Here is a 17,143-nt window from a genome sequence, read left to right on the forward strand (position 1 = left end):
CTGCGAAAAATGGCTTCGCTGTTCCCCGGTCGGAATGATCAGCGCAGCGGAAGCGCGAGGCGGCGGGCGCCGCGCAGCGCAATCACCGTGCAGATGATGATTGTCACGCCGACGCTCAGCAAGGCCGCCGTGACCAGCGTTTCCTGCCAGGGCAGGCCATGATGGCCGGCCGACGTGATCGGCGAGAGCGCGGCGGTGCCGAACGCGGCGGCTAGAACGGACGCTGCCCAGTTGCCGTAGGCGCCGTAAAGCCCGGTCCAGAACAGCACCGCGCTCTGCCGCGCCGAGAGCCGGAGGAGGCTCCATGCGGCGCCCAGCGCGACCAGGAACATCCCATTCATTACGCCCTCGACATGGGCGGTGAGCCCCATCCGCACGTTGGCGAAATGCGGCTCGGCGAATCCGGTGAACAGGCCCAGCAGGAACAGCAGCATCCCGTGCCAGACCAGACGGCGGCTCGTGTTCTCTGCGCTCATTGCTCGGTTCTCCTTGCCGGGCGGCGGACTTGGGCCTTTGCGGATACTCAAATCACAAGCGCCGAGCCGAGTCACGCGGCGCATTGGCTGCGCGATGCGACCTGCCCAGGCCCTGTGGCCAGGGGACGGAGAGTAACGACTTTTCGGCTTGGAGGAGCCTCGGCCGCGCCCACTGGCCAGCCGGTCGCTGAGCCGGTAGAAAAAGAAACCATGAAACCGTCAGCTGAAGAGATCGCAGGGCGCATCGAAGCGATCGCGCCCATCCTTGCTGCCAACGCCCCGGCCTGCGTCGAGGCGCGCCGCGTCGTGCCCGAAAGCATGAAGGCAATGGTCGAGGCGGGGCTGTTCCGGATTTGTCAGCCGGCGCGCGTCGGCGGCTATGAGCTCGGCCTGCGCGTGCAGTCCGAAACCATCACCGCGCTCTCGCAGATCTGCCCGTCCAGCGGATGGATCGTGATGGTGATGGGGGCGCATCATTTCTGTCTCGCCTCGTGGCCCGAGCCCGCGCAGGAGGAGATCTTCGGCGGCGGGCGCGACGGCTTGGTCTCGGGCACGCTCGCATGGCAGGGCAAGGCGCGCGCGGTCGAGGGCGGCTACCGCGTGGACGGGCGCTGGCAGTTCTGCTCGGGCGTGGACAACTCGAACTGGGTGATCCTCGGATGCGGCGACGCCGAGGGCGGTGGGCCGGGCGTACACGTCGTGGTACCGCGCGAGGAGATCGTCGTCGATGACACCTGGCACGTGCTCGGGATGGAAGGCACCGGGAGCAAAGACGTGGTGGCGAAGGATCTCTTTGTCCCGGCCTATCGCGCGATCGACACGCGCCAGCTGATGACCGGCTCGTCGCCCCATACGCTGAATCACCAAAGCCCGGTTTATCGGGTGTCGGCAGACTCGATGCTGTCGTCGTCGGTGCCGGCGGCGGTGCTGGGTTCGGCCAGATTCGCGCTGGAGAAATTCATCGAGCGGACCAAAGAGCGGCGGGTGATCGTCACTGGCGCGCGCAAGGCCGAGCACGGGCCGACCCAGCTTCGGCTCGCCGAGTCGATGGCGGAAATCCAGTGCGCGGAGCTTCTGCTGCGCGACGCGATCGACCTGATGGGCGAGGTCGCGCGCTCGGGCCACCGCGCGACCGACATGGGCTACCGCGCGCGGGTCAAATGGCAGGCGGCGTACTCGGCCGAGCTTTGCCGGCGCGCGGTGGCGCGCCTGTTCTCCGGCTCGGGCGCGCACGCGATCTACGATTCGGCGCCGCTCCAGGCGGCCTTCCGTAACGTCAATGTCGGCGCTCAACACGCGAGCATCGACTTCGACACCTCGGGCGAGCTGTACGGCCGGATGCGCCTGGGGCTGCTGTCGAGCCAGCAGAGCTGAATCACCGGGCTGGAAGGGCGAAGGAGCGCTTTGCCGACGAAGAACCGCTACCGGCTTCGCTTGCGCGAAGCGGTCCGAAAGCTTTCGACTTCGTTCGCGTTGCTCACTTCGCTCGGGATGACGGCAACAGGAAGCGCCGCTCTCTCTGTCGTTCTAAACGGAGCCTGGGCCGGAATGAAAAATCTCAGCGGAGCGATACTTCCGCCGGCCGCGAGTGCGGCAAGCCTGCGCGGCTAGTGCGCGGCGGTGGCGGGCGCGGCCGCGCCCGGACGGCGCATCAGGTACACCATCGGCACCAGCGCGAAGAAGATCATCGCGATCAGCCGGAAGTCGTCGAGGAACGACAGCACCAGCGCCTGTCGCTGCACCTCGCCGTACATCATCCCGAACACCGGCGCGTGATTGCGGCCGAGCCCGGGGATCGCGCCCGAGGCGGCGAGCGCGAAGGCGCTCTGGAGCCGCGGATTGAACAGGTTGAGGTGCTCGACGAGGTGGCTCTGATGGGTCTGTTGGTTGCGCGAGAGCATCGTGATGAGCAGCGCGATGCCGACGCTGCCGCCCACCGAGCGCACCATGTTGAACAGCCCCGACGCGTTGCCCATCTGCTCGCGCCTGACCGCGCCGAGCGCGACGGTCGTCAGCGGGATGAAGATCATTCCGGAGCCGATGCCCCGGATCAGCCCGGGCCAGGCGATATTCCAGAAGTCGATCTGGGGGTTGAACTCGCCCATGTACCAGGTGCCGATCCCCGCCATCAGGCATCCCGACGACACCATCAGGCGCGGATCGACGCGGTTGAACAGCCGCCCGGCCGCCATGATCGCGCCGAACGTCCCCAGGCTCTGGATCGAGAGCACCTTGCCCGCGAGCAGCGGGGTGTAGCCCTGCGCGAGCTGGCAGTAGAGCGGGATCAGCACGAAGGTGCCATACAGCCCGAACATCACGAAGGTCGTCATCGCGGTGCCGATGGCGAAGGTGCGGTTGGTGAAGACACTGAGATCGACCACCGGCTCCTTGACCGTCAGCTCGCGCGCGACGAACAGCAGCAGCCCCGCCACGCCGACCGCGGCGAGCGTCGTGATTAGGGGCGAGCTAAACCAGTCGGCGCGCTCGCCTTTGTCGAGCACGATCTGGAGCGCGCCGATCCCGAGCGCCATCAGGACGAAGCCCCACCAGTCGATCCTGCTGATCTTGCGCTTGATGTAGTGCGGGTCCTCGAGGATGACGGTGACGAGGAAGGAGGCGAACAGGCCCACGGGCACGTTTATCAGGAAGATCCAGCGCCAGCTGTAGTTGTCGGTGATCCAGCCGCCGAAGACCGGGCCCATCACCGGCCCCAGCATCATCCCCAGCCCCCACACCGCCATCGCCATCCCCTGCTCCTCGGGCGCAAAGGTCTCCATCAGGACCGCCTGCGACATCGGCATCAGCGCGCCGCCGCCGGCGCCCTGCACGATGCGGAAGAAGACCAGGCTCTGGAGATTGGGCGCCAGCCCGCACATCAGCGAGCTCGCGGTAAAGAGCAGGATCGAGAAGTTGAAGAATTTCTTGCGCCCGAAGTAATTGCCGAACCATCCGGTGAGCGGGATTACGATCGCGTTGCTCACGATGTACGACGTCAGGACCCAGGTTGCCTCGTCGACCCCGGCCGCCAAACCGCCGCGGATATGGTCGAGCGCGACGTTGGCGATCGTGGTGTCAAGCACCTCCATCACGGTCGCCAGCATGGCGGCCAGCGCAACCAGCCATTTGCCGGAGGCGGCGTAATGCTCTGCGGGCGAGGGCGGAACTTCGCGCGGGGCGGCGGACATGCGGCGTCAATTCAGCGCGGCGTTCCGGAAGCGGGCGCATCGGCCCTGTCGGCGGTCAGGCGGCGGAACCAGGCGCGAGCGCCGATTGTTGCAGAGCGGCGTTGGCGGAGCAATGGTCTTTCGCTTGCAGAACGGCCGGCTCGCATTGCACGACTCGGCCGCCGCGCGGGAGCGCGATTCTTCGCCGTGACGTGGGCTAGACTGGCCAGAGCGCTCCATCTCGGAGCGCGGGATCACACGGAGGATTCGAAGTGGCACTGGACGCGACCCAGAAGGAAAAGCTCGCCGCGCTGCTCGCCCAGGAGCACGTCGCGGTGCTCGTCACCCAGGGCGACGAATGGCCGACCGCCAACCTGCAGGCGTTTGCCGAGACGCCCGAGCTCGACATCATCTTCATCATGGCCGCCGACAGCGAGAAGTTTCAGAACCTGCTCAAGCGGCCGAGCGCGACCGTGCTGGTGGACAACCGCGACAAGGGCCAGGTATCGAGCTTCGAGGTCATCCGCGCCTGGCTCCAGGGCGTGGCGAGCGAGGTCGCGCGCGGAGGCTCCGAGTGGGAGTCGCTCAAGGCGACCTTCCTGAAGAAGAACGCGTTCGAGGAGCCGTTCTTCAAGAACGACGGGCTGCGGATGGTGCGGATCCGGCCGCGGCGCGTCTCCTACGCCAACGCGCTGCGCGACCGCTTCAAAGCCGAGGCGTAGGAACTGCGCGGCGCGTGCCGCCGCATGGAGTCAGTGCATTGCGGGCTGGCCGCCCGAGGGCGCGGGCGCCACGTGCGTCTGCGGCAGTGCCGGCATCACGGCCGAGCCCGGCGGCGACGGAAGGTTGGCTTGGGGCGCCGCCGGCGCGGGAATATTGGCCGGAGGCAGTGGCTGAAGCGGCTCGACGGTAGGCCCGGGGTTGTAGATCTCGCTGTACTCGGTGTCGCCGCTCAGCGCCGGGGCAAGCGGGGTCTGCGTCGCCAGATAGTGCAGGGGACGCGTCACACCCCACTCCAGCGCATAGCCTAGCGGGGCGACGAAATAACTGAAGAACTTCAGCGGCTGGCCGTCCTCGGCGTTGGTATACTCGTTTGGGTTCTGCTTGTCGTTGTAGGGGCCCTGGGCGAAAGCCGACCGCGGCACCGCCAGCGCCAGGACAAGCGCGATGCTGAGCGCGAATCGCCGCATGCCCTACTTTGAGCCCGCCCTGCGGCATGAGTCAATGCCCGCGCCGGACGGACGGTGCGCGCAGGTGCGCATATCGTCGTCGGCCATGGTGGCACGGCGCGGCGGGCGGAGCGCGTGATGCGGCGGTACTCGGAGACGCGGGCGACGCGGGCGCTCACGCCGACCGGCGGCTTCCTTGGCGGCTTTACGCACTCGCTCAACCCGTACGTCGGATGCGCGTTCGGCGACAACGGCGGATGCCCGTTCTGCTACGTGCGGGCGCTGCCGGTGGCGCGTGCGGGAGCGGGGCCGTGGGGCGCATGGGTCATCGCCAAGTCTAATCTGCGCGAGCTGCTGGCGCGCGAGCTCGAGGCGCTTGCAGCGGCGGACAAGCTCGCGCGCACCACGATTTTCATGTCGAGCGCTACCGACCCCTACCAGGGAGTGGAGCGGCGGATGCGGCTGACGCGCGGCGCACTCGAGCTGTTCGCGCGCCGTCCGCCGCGCCGCCTGCTGCTCCAGACGCGCAGCCCGATGATCGAGCGCGACCTCGATTTGCTCGTGCGGCTCGGCCCGCGCATGATCGCGTCGATTACGGTCGAGACCGACGACGAACAGGTGCGCCGCGCGTTTACGCCGACCTCGCCGTCGATCGCGCGGCGGCTGGCTGCGGCGCGGCGGCTGCGCGCCGCGGGCGTATTCGTGCAACTCGCGGTCGCGCCGATGTTACCTAACGATCCGGAGCGCCTGGCCGAGCTTGCCGATGCCGCCGCCGACCGCGTGGTTATCGACACCTATTTCGACGGCGACGGCTCGGGCGGTCAGCGCTCGCGCGCACTGGGAATGGGCGAGCTGTACGAGCGGCTGGGCTACGGCGGGTGGTTTCGCCCAGGTGCGGAGGGGGCGCTGATGGCTGCGATGCGGGCGCGGCTGGGCAAGAGCCGGGTGCTGTTCAGCCGCGACGGCTTCAGCGCGGTGTAGGGCGAAAATCCGCGCGACTTCTGTCTTTCCAAATAAGGATAGGCAAAACTGGCTTAATAATGACAAAATTCATTTCTTGCTCTCGCGCAGCCACAAGAGTCCAATATTGTTATCGTTTCTTTTCGTGGTCAAAGACGTAGCAGGAGGTTAAAGGATGAAAATTAACAGGCTCTTTTTTTCTATGGCGGCACTTGGAGCTTTCCTTTTGCTGTCTTTGAGCGCAGCTCGCGCGGACAATCAGAAGTCCGACTTTGCACTGTTCGACCAGGAGGCCCCCACTCCGGACGTGAGCGTGCAGTGCGGCGCCGCCAAGGCTGCCGGCTCGGCGAGGGCACCCTTTGTTATGTACATCACGATGTCCAACCGTGGCGATATCGGTGGTGCCAATGGTTTCGTGCACGTCAAATATCGCGATGGCGACTCGGTTGACTACGCGATCCCGGTGAACACTTCGCTCCAGATCACGCTCGCGGGCGGCTCGACGCCCGGCACGGACAACGTGATCGAGGTCACGGGCTCGGGTGGAGCGGTGTTGGTGGGGCAGGTGAGCATCATGACTCAGAACGGAGTAAAACCCCCGATATTGCTGGGTGGAAAGAGCTTTTGCACCACGACGCCCTTCGGCGGCACTCCGCCATTTCCGCTCTTCTAAGTCCCTGACCGTAGTGCGGCGCGGCCGAACCTATCGGCCGCGCCGGCTTTTTTTTCAGGCGCCGGCGCGCGGCGGATGGGTGCCGGTCGCCTCCGCGCGGGCCGGCCGCTCGCCCATCGCGCCCGCGACGTAGAGAAACACCGTCCACAGGCTGCGCGTCCACGGGAAGCTTAAGAGCAGGCTCGCGATAACGACCGCGCAGAGCAACATCACTTCGGGAATCAAACCGATCTGCGGCGCGAGCAGCTCGATCGCGGCCCATGCGATAATCGCGACACCGGTCGCGCTGGCGTAGTCGAGCACGAACGGGCCCAGCCACTCGCCCTCGTCAACCCAGAACACCGCGCCGCACTCCGTGCACTGCGGGTTCATCTTGACGTAGGAACGGAAGACGCGCCCACGGCCGCATCGCGGGCATCGTCGCCCCGCCGCGCGCCGCAAGAGCGCGGCGCCAGCGACGCGCGGCGCCGCCTGCGCCCCTGCAGCCTCTGTGCGCGCGCCCTCGCCGTCATCACGCGCCATCGCGATCGCCAGCAACACGCCGAGCCCGGCAAGCATCGCGAGCACAACCAGCGCGGCCGCCATTGCAAATACGACCTGGAGATCATTCATCGCGGTGGGGCTGCCGTGGGCGCCTTAGCGTTGGGGCACTGGGCGGCGAATCAGATGCACGGCGCCGACCAGCACGATCGCCCCCACCAGCGCCATCGCCAGGTACCCGATACCACCGTAGGCGACGATGCCGAAGGCATCGAAGATGCGGTTGCCGATGACCGCGCCGACGAGACCGAGCAGGATGTCGGCGAGCATTCCGTAGCCCTCGCCGCGCATCAGCTTGCCGGTCAGCCATCCCGCGATAAGCCCGATGACGAGCGCGCCGATGATGGAGTGCATGTAAACAGTCTATCGCGCCGGCGGCGGCTTTTGCAGCCCGGCGCGCCGTCGGGGCGGGCTCAATCCGCGGCGACGTACGAATCGATCGGCAGGACGATCTGACCGCGCCGGATCGGGACGCAGGCGGGCGGAAAGTCCTGCACCATCTCGGCGCCCGCCGCCTCCAGCGCTTCGATGAAACGCTCCAGGTAGAGCATCGCGCCGGTGGGCAGATCGTGGAGCACGACCAGGCTCCAGGCCTGCGCGCGACACTCGTCGAGCGCCCGCGCGGCCCATCCAGAGGCGTCCTCCCAATCGTGCGGCACGCAGTTCCACAGCACGCAGGTGAAGCCGCCGGCGCAAAGATAATCCACGGCACGGCGGTTGAGCAGTCCGCGATGGAGCCGGCCGGCGCCGCCGAAGGGGCGGAAGAGGCGGTCGGGATGGGAGAGCGCGCCGAGCATCACCTGCGCGCGGCCGATCTCGTCGGCGGCGCCGTCGCGGTCGAGGCGCTCGCCCAGCGGCCTGGAATGGGTGAAGCTGTGGTTGCCGATCCAATGGCCCTCGGCGTGGGCGCGTTCGGCGAGCGCGCGACGGGCGGGATCGGCGAGTTTTTTGCCGATTACGAAGAAGGTCGCGCGCAAGCGGTGGGCGCCGAGCACGTCGAGGACACGGTCGGTGACCTCGGGCTCGGGGCCGTTGTCGAAGCTAAGCGTGACTTTCACTTCGACGGCCCCCGTCGCGCCCTGAATCGAGGGCACCGCGCGACACGCACAGGATTGTTGGGGTGAAAGCGGCCGGAGCGCGTGCCGGCTGGCCCGCAGCCGCTACTTCTTCTGTTCCATCGGGGCGCCGCAGCATTTGAGCGTGCCGCCGCCGCCCTTGGTGACGATTACCTGTGATCCGCACTTGCCGCAGATGTAAACCTTGCCAAGCTGGTTAGCCATCGTTGCTGGTCACTCCGTTTGCTGAGGTAGCGCCGCGCGGATTCAGGCGCCGCGAAACAGCGGCTTGCGCTTTTCGAGAAAAGCGCGCACGCCCTCGGCGCGGTCGGCTGTGGTTTGTAGCAGGGCATACAGATCCTCTTCAAGCCTTATGCCCTGATCGAGCGTCAGGTCTGCCCCCCGGCGCACGGCTTCCTTGGCCATGCGCGCGGCGACTGGGCCGCGGCTTGAGAGCGCGCGCACGACCTCATCCGCAGTCCGCTCAAGCGCGCCCGCCGACGGCGCGAGGTAGGTCACCAGCCCCAGACGCATCGCCTCGCGGCCATCGACCGTCGCTCCGGTCAGTAGCATCCGCATCGCATGCGCCACGCCGACAAGCCGCGGCAGGCGCTGAGTGCCGCCGAAGCGGGGCAGCCGGCCGCGGGCGAGCTGGCCCATCGTGAAGCGCGCGCCCGCCGACGCCACCCGCAGGTCCATCGCTAACGCGAGTTCCATCCCTTCGTCGGCGGCAGCGCCGCCGATGATCGCGAGCGTCGGCTTGGTGAGCACCGCGAGCGATTCTACCACCGCTGGATCGACATCGTCGTCGAAGCCCGCGCAGAAGTCGGCGCGGGTGCCGCGAATCGCGAGCATCAGCGCGCCGTCGTCGTCCTCCACCTCCTCGGCGAGTTCGACGAGCCGGCGCGCCATCGCGGCGCTCAGCCGGTTGCGCGCGCCCGGACGATCGAGCGTCGCGCTGACGCATCCGCCCGCGCGCGCCACCTCGATGCGGCCCTCGCGCGGCGCGGGGCCTAGGCCGCGCGCGCGCGGCTTAGGCCTGCTGGCGGTCGCCCCGGTCACGCAGCTCCTTGCGCAGGATCTTGCCGAGCGGGTTCTTGGGCAGGGCGTCGATGAATTCGATCTCCTCGGGGCGCTTGAAGCTGGCAAGGCGCGTGCGGCAGAACTCGCTGAGGTCGGCGGCGCTGACGTTTTGCATCGGGCGGCGCACGACGAAGGCCTTGATAGTCTGTCCCCACTCGACCGACGGCACGCCGATTACCGCCGCTTCTTCGACCGCCGGATGGCTCATCAGGACGGTTTCGACCTCGGCCGGCGCGATATTCTCGCCCCCGCGGATGATCATGTCGTCCTTGCGGCCGGCGAAGAAGATGTAGCCGTCCTCGTCGATCCAGCCGAGGTCGCCGGTCGCGCGCCATCCTTCGGGCAGCGCGGAGTCGTCGGTGCGGCCGGCGTAGCCCTTCATGATGCGCGGGGTGCGGATGATGATCTCGCCGACCTGGCCGGCGGGCAGGATCCTGCCGTCGTCGTCGCGCACGCGGACCTCGACGTCGGGTAGCGGGCGGCCGATCGAATTGAGCCGCTTGAGCTTGAGCTCAATGGTCTTCGCATCGCCCTCGATCCGATGGTCGTCAGGGCCGAGCACGGTGAGCGAGGAGGTCGTCTCGGTCTGGCCGTAGGCGTTGACGAAGCCGACATTTTTGGGGAAGGCCTCGATCGCGCGGCGGATAACCTGGATCGGCATCGGTGCGCCGCCGTAGGCGAGATTGGTGAGACTGGAGAAGTCGGTCCTGGCGAACGAGGGCTCGTTAAGCAACTGGCTCATCATCGTGGGCACGACGAAAGCATGGGTGACGCGCTCGCGTTCGACCAGTTGCAGCCAGGTCTTGGGCTCGAACTGCGGCATCACGATCATCCGCCGCCCGGTCCACAGATTGGTCATCATCGCGGTGGTACCGGCGATATGGTAAAAGGGCACGCACACCAGAGCGGTTCCGCGGTCGCTGCCGTCGGCCATCTCGACATTGGCGGTCACGTAGGCGGTGAAGTCGCGGTATCTGAGCATCACGCCCTTGGGCAGCGAGGTTGTGCCCGAAGTGTACATCAGGACCGAAATATCCTCGTCCTCGATTTCGGCCTCGTCGCCGTCGGGATCGGCCTTGCCAAGCAGGTCGTCGAGCCGCGTCATGCGGGACCTGCCCTCGCCCAAGGCCACGAGCTTGACGTTCTTGAGCTTGGGCGCGATGCGCGTGACGAGGTCGAGGTAGCGGTCGCCGACCAGCAGCACCTTGGCGCCCGCGGTGTTGATCATGTACTCCAGCTCGGCGTCCTTGGCGCGGTAGTTGAGCGGGAGCCATGTGAGGCCCGCCTTGGACGCGCCATAGTAGCCGGCGATATAGCGGTCGGAGTTGGTGTCGAGGGCGGCGATCACGTCGTGATGTTTGAGCTCGAGGCCTTTGAACACCGAGCTCATCCGACCGATCTGCTCGTTGAGCTGGGCGTAAGTCAACCTGCGGTCGCCGAAGACCACGGCCTCCTGGTCGGGCAGAAGCGAGGCGGGGATGCTGACGAAATTTACCGTATTCACGGGGCTACGTTACCTCCAAGGCGGCGCCGCGCTGGCGCCCGCCGGGCGAATTCTCCATCGCCGATAATTTGTCGAGCCTGCGGGCGAGCCGGCGCTCCATCGCCAGCGCCTCGCTGAGCGGCAGCTCCAGACCCTCCCAGAGCGCCAGCTTGGCCATCGCGGCGCGCTCGCGCGGGATGCGGCTGAAGCGGCGCGCCAGCGCGCCGGCCCGCCGCATCAGCGTCGCCCGGGGTACGACTTCGGCGACCAAACCTATTAATAAAGCTTCCTTGGCGTCAATCCAACGCCCGGTCAAACACAGGTCGAGCGCCCATCCCAGACGCAGCCGGCGTGGTGCAGTCTGCGTGCCCGCCACGCCCGGGATCATCCCGAGGCCGGTCTCCGGCAGGCAGAAACGCGCATCGTCGGCCGCGATCGCGTAGTCGCACAGCAGCACCATCTCCATCCCGCCGCCGACCGCGTAGCCGTGGACCGCCGCGATCGTGGGGCAGGGCAGCCCCCGCATCCGGCCCCATACGTCGCGCCGGAAGCGCACCCATCGCGCGACTGTGGGCGAGGGCGCCGAGCCGAACTCGCTTACGTCGCCGCCGGTCGAAAACGCCGGCCCCGCGCCGGTCAGCACCATCGCGCGGATTTCGGGGTCATCGTGGATGGCGCTGAGCGCGGTGAACAGGTCGTCACGCATCGCCATGTTGTAGGCGTTGAGCTGGCGCGGGCGGTTGAGCGTTATCCAGGCGACCACGCCCCGCTTATCGAAGCGGATAGTGCTGAAGCCAGGTGAGGGCGCCAGGATGCGGGTTTCACTCATTGGACGAGGCGGCGGCGGCCGGATTTTCCTTCATTTTTTTCATTTCGCGCCCTTCGGCGGCTTGAAGGAAAAACCCGGGGGCGCCTAGGAAAACAAGTCGGCGCCGGGGCTGGCGGCGACCTCTGGGCGGCCGCGCTCAAAGACCACGCGGCCGGCAACGATCGTGATATCGACCGGCAGATTAATCAGCTCGGCCGGCTTGAGCCCGGTCGGATTGCGCGGCAACACGATCAGGTCGGCGAGGCGGCCGGGCGCGATCTCGCCCGCCTCCAGCCGCGCCAGGCGCGCCGCGCGCGAGGTGAAGAGCGTGAGGCCCTGCTCGATGGCGACGCGCTCGCTCAACCCAATCTCGTAGCCTTCGATCGAAATCCGCGTCGCCGCGGCAGCGATCGCCGCCAATGGGCGGGCGGGCGTCACTGGTGCGTCGGTTGCGCCGGCGACTTCGAGTCCGGCCTCGATGAGGCTGCGCAAGCGATAGAGATAGGGTATGAGTCCCGGCTCGGTGACGTACTTGGCGCCGCGATAGTAGGAGAAGCCGGGATTGGTGACCACCCATGCACCGAGCGCACGGAGCCGGTCGAGCTGGTCGGGCGTGATCACGCCGCCGTGCTCGATCCGGAACAGCGGCGTGCCGTCGCCCGCCGGCGGCATCCCGCGCGCCGCGGTCTCCAGCGCCTGGAGCGCGACTTCGAGCTCCTCGACCTCGGTGCAATGGAACGCCGAGTCAAGGCCGCTCTGGCGCGCTCGCGCGACCCATCGCGCGATCGCGCGATAATCGACGCCAGCGCTTTCGATGAACTTGACCGCGGGGATCGAAATCCCGGCCGGCGCTGCGGCGCGGCGCGCATCTTCGATTGCGCCCAGGTTCGGCGCGCCCAGCATCATCGCCACGCGTTGAACGACCGCGTGCGCGCCGACCAGCCGCGCCATCAGGGCGACCTCCTCGGGGCCGTTGCGCACGGTCGCGTCGGTAAAGGCGGTGACGCCGGCCGCGGCCAGCTCGCGGCTGAACAGGCGCGCGCGCGCCTCCGTCTCGGCCGCGGTAACGCGTGGCAGCCGGCGCGTCAGCCAGCTCTCCATCCCGACCACCAGGCCCGTCAGCCGTCCGCTCGCGTCGCGCATCACGACGGCGCCCTCTGGCGGTTTGAAGTCGGGGCCCTCGAGGCCCAGCGCGGCGATCGCGCGCGAGTTGAGCCACGAGGCGTGGAGCGTCTGATGGCGCAGGCGGAGCGGATTTTTCGGCACCGCCTGGTCGAGCTCGGCGCGGGTCGGGCCACGGCGCTCGGCGAGCAGCGCCTCGTCGCATCCGAACGCCCGCAGCCAGTTGCCCGGCGGCGTCCTGCCCGCGGCCACGCGCAGCTCGGCGAACAGTTCGCCGAGCGTGCGGCAGCGCCACAGGCCAAGGCCAGCGGCGGCCGAGGCGCCCTCGAGAAAATGTAGGTGGGAATCGATAAGGCCGGGCGCGAGTGTGCGTCCGCCCAGGCGTATTAGATGGGTGCGCGGGCCTACCAGCGACTTAAGTTCGCCGAACGGTCCGTGGCTGTGGATTTTGCCGCCGACGACCGCGAGCGAGTCGCTGGCGGGATGGCCCAGGATCGCGCCCTCGTGGAGAACGAGATCGGCCTTGTCCTGGGCCATCGTAAAGATGCGCGGCGAAGCGCCCGGCGGCGCGCACGGTCAATCCCGGCGCACGCCGCGCGCCTATCGGTGCGGCTAATCGGAAGACGGAAGCGGCTTGACTTCCTTGATCTTCATCTCGCCGCCACAGCATTCGAGCGCGCCGTTGCCCGGCTTGTTGCACAGCACTTCGGTGCCGCACTTGTCGCACTGGTAACGCTTACCCAACTGGTTAGCCATCGTCTGACACTCCCCGTTATCGTCGCCGGCCCTTGCGGCTCCGGCCGTAGAGATTCGAACTCCTCGGGCGTCGAGGCCCCCGCCGTTTTCTAAAGGATCGCGCGTCTTTCTTCAATCGGGGGCGAACGGCAAATCGCTTATCCGCGCCGCCGCCTCGCCGCCGCCGCCGTCACGCACCGCGACCGCAGCCCCCGGCGTCCATGCGCTGTGATGCAGGATCGCAAGGCCAATCGCGCCGAGCCGCGGCGAACGCAGCGGGCTGGTCAGGCGGCCGACCTCTTTGCCGGCGAGTATCACCTGCGCGCCGGATTGCGGCATGCGCGCGCCGTCGATCCGCAGGCCCATCAGCCGCCGCTTGAGCGCGCCGCGGGCGGTTGCTCGCTCGACCGTCTCTTGGCCAACATAGCATCCCTTGGTGAACGAGATCGCGGGTTCCATCCGCGCCTCCAGCGCCAGCGTGCGCGCGTCGGTGTCGACGCCGATACGCGCGGTGCCGCTTTCGACCCGCACGATTTCGGTCGCATCGACAGGAACCTCGCACACTTCGCGCCCGCCGCCCGCGTCGACCAGGCGCGCGGCGATCGGCGACGCCTGCGCGTTTTCGACGATCATCGAGAAAGCCGGTGCGCCCCGTCGCATGACGGTTGCGATACGCGCGTCTCCGGCCTCGACGTAACGACCTGCGCCCGCGCCGGCCGCCTGTTCGCCGAAAGCGGCGGCCATGATCTCCGTCGCGCGCGGACCGTCGATTTGGATTACCGAGCGGTCGGCGAGCTCCTCCATCTCGACGTCGTCGGCGACGAGGAAGCGTTCAAGCTGTTCGTGCGCCGCCGGCCATAGCGCGCGCTCGGTTTCGATCAGCAAGGCGTCCGGCTCTGCCCATACCACGGCGTCGGCAATCGGATGGGCGCGCTCGGTCAGGAACAGGGCCGCGACAACGCCACCGGCGGCCAGTCCCTTGATGTCGTTGCTGCACATTCCGTGCAGGAACGAGACGCGGTCGTCGCCGGTCATGCGAATCACGATACGTTCTGTGCACACTCGCACCCCGGCGCCGTAACGCAGGGCGCGGTAGCCGGCCTCGATCTCGGCAGCGAGTGGGCCGCTCAAGCCGGTGATCTCAGTGGATCCGGGATTAATCTGGGTATTACTCACGCCAACTTGCTTCCAAGGGCAGGCGAACACGGTGACCCGCCGCCGCTGGCCCCGAACTCTCTTCGGGCAGGGAAAGTGCGAATGGTCTCCCAAACAGAAGGCGAAACCGCGACGCGACTGACGTCAACAGGAAAAAGTTTACGCGCGTCGTTCGTGGCCGACAACCAGTGCGAGCGCATGGTCGCAGAAGCCGCGAGCGCGGCACAATTTCCGAGCTCGCCGCCGCCGCGGACGCTGAAAAGTCGCCAATTCTATCATCGCGGCCAATCTCGTATACTGGCGGCGGAGGCGCAGTTTGATCTATGGGTGCATTCATACTGGGCCTGATAATCGGGTTTGCGGTCGCGCTGGCGCTCTTCATCTTTGACGAGGGCGAGGTCTTCCTGAAGCTGGCGCAGCAAATCAAGTTGGTTGCCGGCAAATACAAGCAGCAGAGTGCGCCGAAGCCGGGTACGTGAGAGTCGCAAGCGCCGGTGATGGTTGCTAAGGCGACATCGCGCGGGGGATGGCGGCGTGCGCTTGCGGGCGCGCTCTTGGCCACGGCGGTATGCGTGGCGCTGACCGCGCCCCGCGCGTGGGGGGCGCCTGACGATGCCGCGGCAGCGAGCGAGCTCAGCAATCGCGCGTTTGCGATGCTCAATGCGCTCAATGCCGCGGGCGCCGAGGGCACGACCAGCCCGGTGATCGGCGAGGTCGCAAGCTTCGCCGGCGACGCGCAATCGCTGAGCCAGGCGCTCAGCAAGGGTGACCGCGCGGGCGCGGGACGGGCGATGGCCTTGCTAAAGGCCGACGAGGCGGCGCTCGACAGGGCGCTCAGGGCGCACAGCGGCGCGGTCAAAGCCGCCGACTGGGATTCGCTCAAGCAGCAACTGGCTGCGCTCGAAAAGCGCGTACCGGCTGCTGCGGTTGGCTCGGCGCCCGAGCGCGCATCAGCGGCTGCGAGCCTGCCGCCGCCTGCCGCCCCCGGCGCCGCTTCGCCGGAGAGCGCCAGCGGCGCGGCGCCGGACGGTTCGGGAGTCGCCGCCGGCACGGAGCCCGAGCATGCGACGGACAAGGGACCGCGGATCGAGATCACCTCGCGCTCGGTCGAGAATGGCGCGGCTCATATCAAAGGCTATTTCGAAGGCACTTTTCTCAAATCGGCTGGCATCTACGAGGGCGCGCGGCGGGTAAAGCCGATCAAGGTTGACAAGATTCTCGGCTTCCAGAAAGTCGAATTCGATCTCGCGCTCAACGGCGCCGACGTCGCGACCAACCTGCGCGTCTATGACCATGCAGGGCGCAGGGCGATCGCCTCGGTCTACGCCGGCGATACCACGGCACTTGCCGGCAATGCCGAGGAGGGCGGAGTCGAAGTCAACCGCGGCAGCGGAGCGACCTCGGGCGGCAACACGGCCGAGATTCCCAGCATGGGCAGCGACTCGCTGGATTCGCCTGGTCCGTTGAGCGGCGGCGGATCTGCGTCGATGGCGCCGATGGGCAACGTGCAGATCAACGTCACGGCGGTCAACGTGGTTGACGCGCTCGCGCACGTTTATCAGGTGAGCGGACAGATCTCCGGCCGCGGCGTGCGCCGGGCGGGAATCTACGTTGACGGCCGGCTGGTCAAGCGGCTGCCGGTGGCCTCGGGCGCGTCAGTCAGCGCCTTCAACGCGACGTTCATCATGAACGGCGGCACGGCGACGATTCGCGCCTTTGGCGCGGGCAACCGCTACGTCGAGTCGTCGATCGGGATGCCCGGGGTGGCGGCGCCGCCGATGGTGGCCTCACCGTACGCGCCGTACTACTCGCCGTATGGCGCCAACCCCTACTCGTCGGCCCCGTCGTTCAATATCAATATCGGGCCCGGAGTCTCGCCCTACGGGATGAACCCGTATGGCGTCAGCCCCTACGGCGGCCTGTACGGGAGCCCCTACGGGATGAATCCGTACGCCAGCCCGTACGGCGTGAGCCCCTACGGCGCGCCGCCCGCGGCGCATCCGTGGGGCAACGCACCCGCGCCGCCGAGCGCTTCCGGCCGCTGAGCGCCGACAGAGGTTCGCGCGAACCCTCGTTGTGAGCGCGCGCGCGCTCGGCTAGACTTTCTTATTTGACCGAAACTTTGCGAGTGAACCTAAGATGCTGATTCAGGCTACCCAGCTACGCCCCGGGATGATCCTGGAGTACAACAAGGATCTCTGGCGCGTGATGACCATTACGCATATCACGCCTGGCAACTGGCGCGGCATGGTCCAGACCAAGCTGCGCAACGTCAAGACCGGCACCCAGACCGAAAACCGCTTCCGCTCTGAAGATCGCGTCGAGCGCGTCATCCTAAGCCAGGTCGAGATGGAGTTTCTCTACCAGGACGGCGACGACTTCCATTTCATGAACACCGAGACCTACGACCAGATCACCATCCCCAAGGAGCTGATCGAGGACGTGGTCCCGTTCCTGACGCCCAACCTCAAGGTCGAGGTCGAGTTCCACGAGAGCACGCCGCTCAACGTCCGCCTGCCCAAGACGGTCAATCTCAAGGTCGTCAGCACCGAGCCTGGGATGAAGTCGGCGGCGGTCACCAACACGCTCAAGCCGGCCACGCTGGAGACCGGGCTGGTGGTGCAGGTGCCGCACTTTGTCCAGGAGGGCGAGACGATCACGATCAACACCGAGACGCGCGAATACATGGCGCGCGCAAAGTAGGCCCGCCGCCACGCCGC

Annotated in this window: 20 protein-coding genes; 7 read left to right on the top strand and 13 right to left on the bottom strand. The window is 67.4% G+C overall.

Annotated features, from left to right (window positions below; translation table 11 throughout):
* Window positions 1–38: 38 nt before the first annotated feature.
* The gene (locus tag VFB33_05875) at window positions 39–476 is read right to left on the bottom strand and encodes a hypothetical protein (protein HZO81205.1); all 438 of its coding nucleotides are present in this window, start codon (window positions 474–476) and stop codon (window positions 39–41) included.
* Between the two features lie 210 nt (window positions 477–686).
* Here VFB33_05875 and VFB33_05880 point away from each other — a divergent pair, with 210 nt between their 5' ends.
* The gene (locus VFB33_05880; protein ID HZO81206.1) at window positions 687–1,850 is read left to right on the top strand and encodes an acyl-CoA dehydrogenase family protein; all 1,164 of its coding nucleotides are present in this window, start codon (window positions 687–689) and stop codon (window positions 1,848–1,850) included.
* Between the two features lie 233 nt (window positions 1,851–2,083).
* On the opposite strand, the gene VFB33_05885 is transcribed toward VFB33_05880, so the two are convergent.
* Window positions 2,084–3,661 carry a DHA2 family efflux MFS transporter permease subunit gene (locus VFB33_05885; GenBank protein HZO81207.1) on the bottom strand — a complete coding sequence of 526 codons (1,578 nt, stop codon included), beginning with the start codon at window positions 3,659–3,661 and terminating at the stop codon, window positions 2,084–2,086.
* Between the two features lie 251 nt (window positions 3,662–3,912).
* On the opposite strand from VFB33_05885, the gene VFB33_05890 reads away from it, so the two are divergent.
* A complete protein-coding gene (locus tag VFB33_05890; protein ID HZO81208.1) occupies window positions 3,913–4,362 on the top strand; it encodes a pyridoxamine 5'-phosphate oxidase family protein in 450 nt (149 codons plus the stop codon).
* A gap of 30 nt (window positions 4,363–4,392) precedes the next feature.
* Here the strand turns inward: VFB33_05890 and VFB33_05895 are convergent, their stop codons facing one another.
* Window positions 4,393–4,830, bottom strand: coding sequence for a hypothetical protein (locus VFB33_05895; GenBank protein HZO81209.1), 438 nt, complete (start codon window positions 4,828–4,830; stop codon window positions 4,393–4,395).
* A 117-nt stretch (window positions 4,831–4,947) separates the two neighbouring features.
* Between VFB33_05895 and VFB33_05900 the strand changes: the two genes are divergently transcribed.
* Both VFB33_05900 and VFB33_05905 read left to right on the top strand, forming a co-directional pair.
* Window positions 4,948–5,790, top strand: a complete 843-nt coding sequence (locus VFB33_05900) for a radical SAM protein (protein HZO81210.1) — start codon at window positions 4,948–4,950, stop codon at window positions 5,788–5,790.
* A 154-nt stretch (window positions 5,791–5,944) separates the two neighbouring features.
* Window positions 5,945–6,442: a hypothetical protein gene (locus tag VFB33_05905; GenBank protein ID HZO81211.1), complete on the top strand. Its 498-nt coding sequence runs from the start codon at window positions 5,945–5,947 to the stop codon at window positions 6,440–6,442.
* 54 nt (window positions 6,443–6,496) lie between these two features.
* On the opposite strand, the gene VFB33_05910 is transcribed toward VFB33_05905, so the two are convergent.
* The 10 genes from VFB33_05910 to VFB33_05955 form a co-directional block, all read right to left on the bottom strand.
* A complete protein-coding gene (locus VFB33_05910; GenBank protein ID HZO81212.1) occupies window positions 6,497–7,054 on the bottom strand; it encodes a DUF983 domain-containing protein in 558 nt (185 codons plus the stop codon).
* Window positions 7,055–7,078: 24 nt separating this feature from the next.
* On the bottom strand, window positions 7,079–7,336 hold the full coding sequence (locus tag VFB33_05915; GenBank protein HZO81213.1) for a GlsB/YeaQ/YmgE family stress response membrane protein: 258 nt from the start codon (window positions 7,334–7,336) through the stop codon (window positions 7,079–7,081).
* 59 nt (window positions 7,337–7,395) lie between these two features.
* Window positions 7,396–8,040, bottom strand: a complete 645-nt coding sequence (locus VFB33_05920) for a polysaccharide deacetylase family protein (protein HZO81214.1) — start codon at window positions 8,038–8,040, stop codon at window positions 7,396–7,398.
* Between the two features lie 102 nt (window positions 8,041–8,142).
* On the bottom strand, window positions 8,143–8,262 hold the full coding sequence (locus VFB33_05925) for a desulfoferrodoxin (protein HZO81215.1): 120 nt from the start codon (window positions 8,260–8,262) through the stop codon (window positions 8,143–8,145).
* 42 nt (window positions 8,263–8,304) lie between these two features.
* Window positions 8,305–9,099: an enoyl-CoA hydratase-related protein gene (locus tag VFB33_05930; GenBank protein ID HZO81216.1), complete on the bottom strand. Its 795-nt coding sequence runs from the start codon at window positions 9,097–9,099 to the stop codon at window positions 8,305–8,307.
* Window positions 9,071–10,624, bottom strand: coding sequence for a long-chain-fatty-acid--CoA ligase (locus VFB33_05935; GenBank protein ID HZO81217.1), 1,554 nt, complete (start codon window positions 10,622–10,624; stop codon window positions 9,071–9,073). Before VFB33_05935 ends, VFB33_05930 begins: the two co-directional genes overlap by 29 nt.
* Window positions 10,625–10,628: 4 nt before the next feature.
* Complete coding sequence (locus tag VFB33_05940; protein HZO81218.1) at window positions 10,629–11,432, bottom strand: enoyl-CoA hydratase/isomerase family protein; 804 nt, start codon at window positions 11,430–11,432, stop codon at window positions 10,629–10,631.
* 84 nt (window positions 11,433–11,516) lie between these two features.
* Window positions 11,517–13,070 carry an amidohydrolase family protein gene (locus VFB33_05945; GenBank protein ID HZO81219.1) on the bottom strand — a complete coding sequence of 518 codons (1,554 nt, stop codon included), beginning with the start codon at window positions 13,068–13,070 and terminating at the stop codon, window positions 11,517–11,519.
* Window positions 13,071–13,145: 75 nt separating this feature from the next.
* Window positions 13,146–13,289 carry a desulfoferrodoxin gene (locus VFB33_05950; protein ID HZO81220.1) on the bottom strand — a complete coding sequence of 48 codons (144 nt, stop codon included), beginning with the start codon at window positions 13,287–13,289 and terminating at the stop codon, window positions 13,146–13,148.
* A gap of 111 nt (window positions 13,290–13,400) precedes the next feature.
* Window positions 13,401–14,444, bottom strand: a complete 1,044-nt coding sequence (locus VFB33_05955) for a glycine cleavage T C-terminal barrel domain-containing protein (GenBank protein HZO81221.1) — start codon at window positions 14,442–14,444, stop codon at window positions 13,401–13,403.
* A gap of 302 nt (window positions 14,445–14,746) precedes the next feature.
* On the opposite strand from VFB33_05955, the gene VFB33_05960 reads away from it, so the two are divergent.
* The 3 genes from VFB33_05960 to efp all read left to right on the top strand — a co-directional run bounded on the left by VFB33_05960 (window position 14,747) and on the right by efp (window position 17,126).
* Window positions 14,747–14,902, top strand: a complete 156-nt coding sequence (locus tag VFB33_05960) for a hypothetical protein (protein ID HZO81222.1) — start codon at window positions 14,747–14,749, stop codon at window positions 14,900–14,902.
* Window positions 14,903–14,995: 93 nt separating this feature from the next.
* On the top strand, window positions 14,996–16,468 hold the full coding sequence (locus VFB33_05965) for a hypothetical protein (protein HZO81223.1): 1,473 nt from the start codon (window positions 14,996–14,998) through the stop codon (window positions 16,466–16,468).
* 94 nt (window positions 16,469–16,562) lie between these two features.
* Window positions 16,563–17,126, top strand: coding sequence for an elongation factor P (gene efp / locus VFB33_05970; protein HZO81224.1), 564 nt, complete (start codon window positions 16,563–16,565; stop codon window positions 17,124–17,126).
* The last annotated feature ends 17 nt before the right edge of the window (window positions 17,127–17,143 follow it).

Source organism: Candidatus Binataceae bacterium (assembly GCA_035650475.1).
Taxonomy (GTDB): domain Bacteria; phylum Desulfobacterota; class Binatia; order Binatales; family Binataceae; genus JAKAVN01.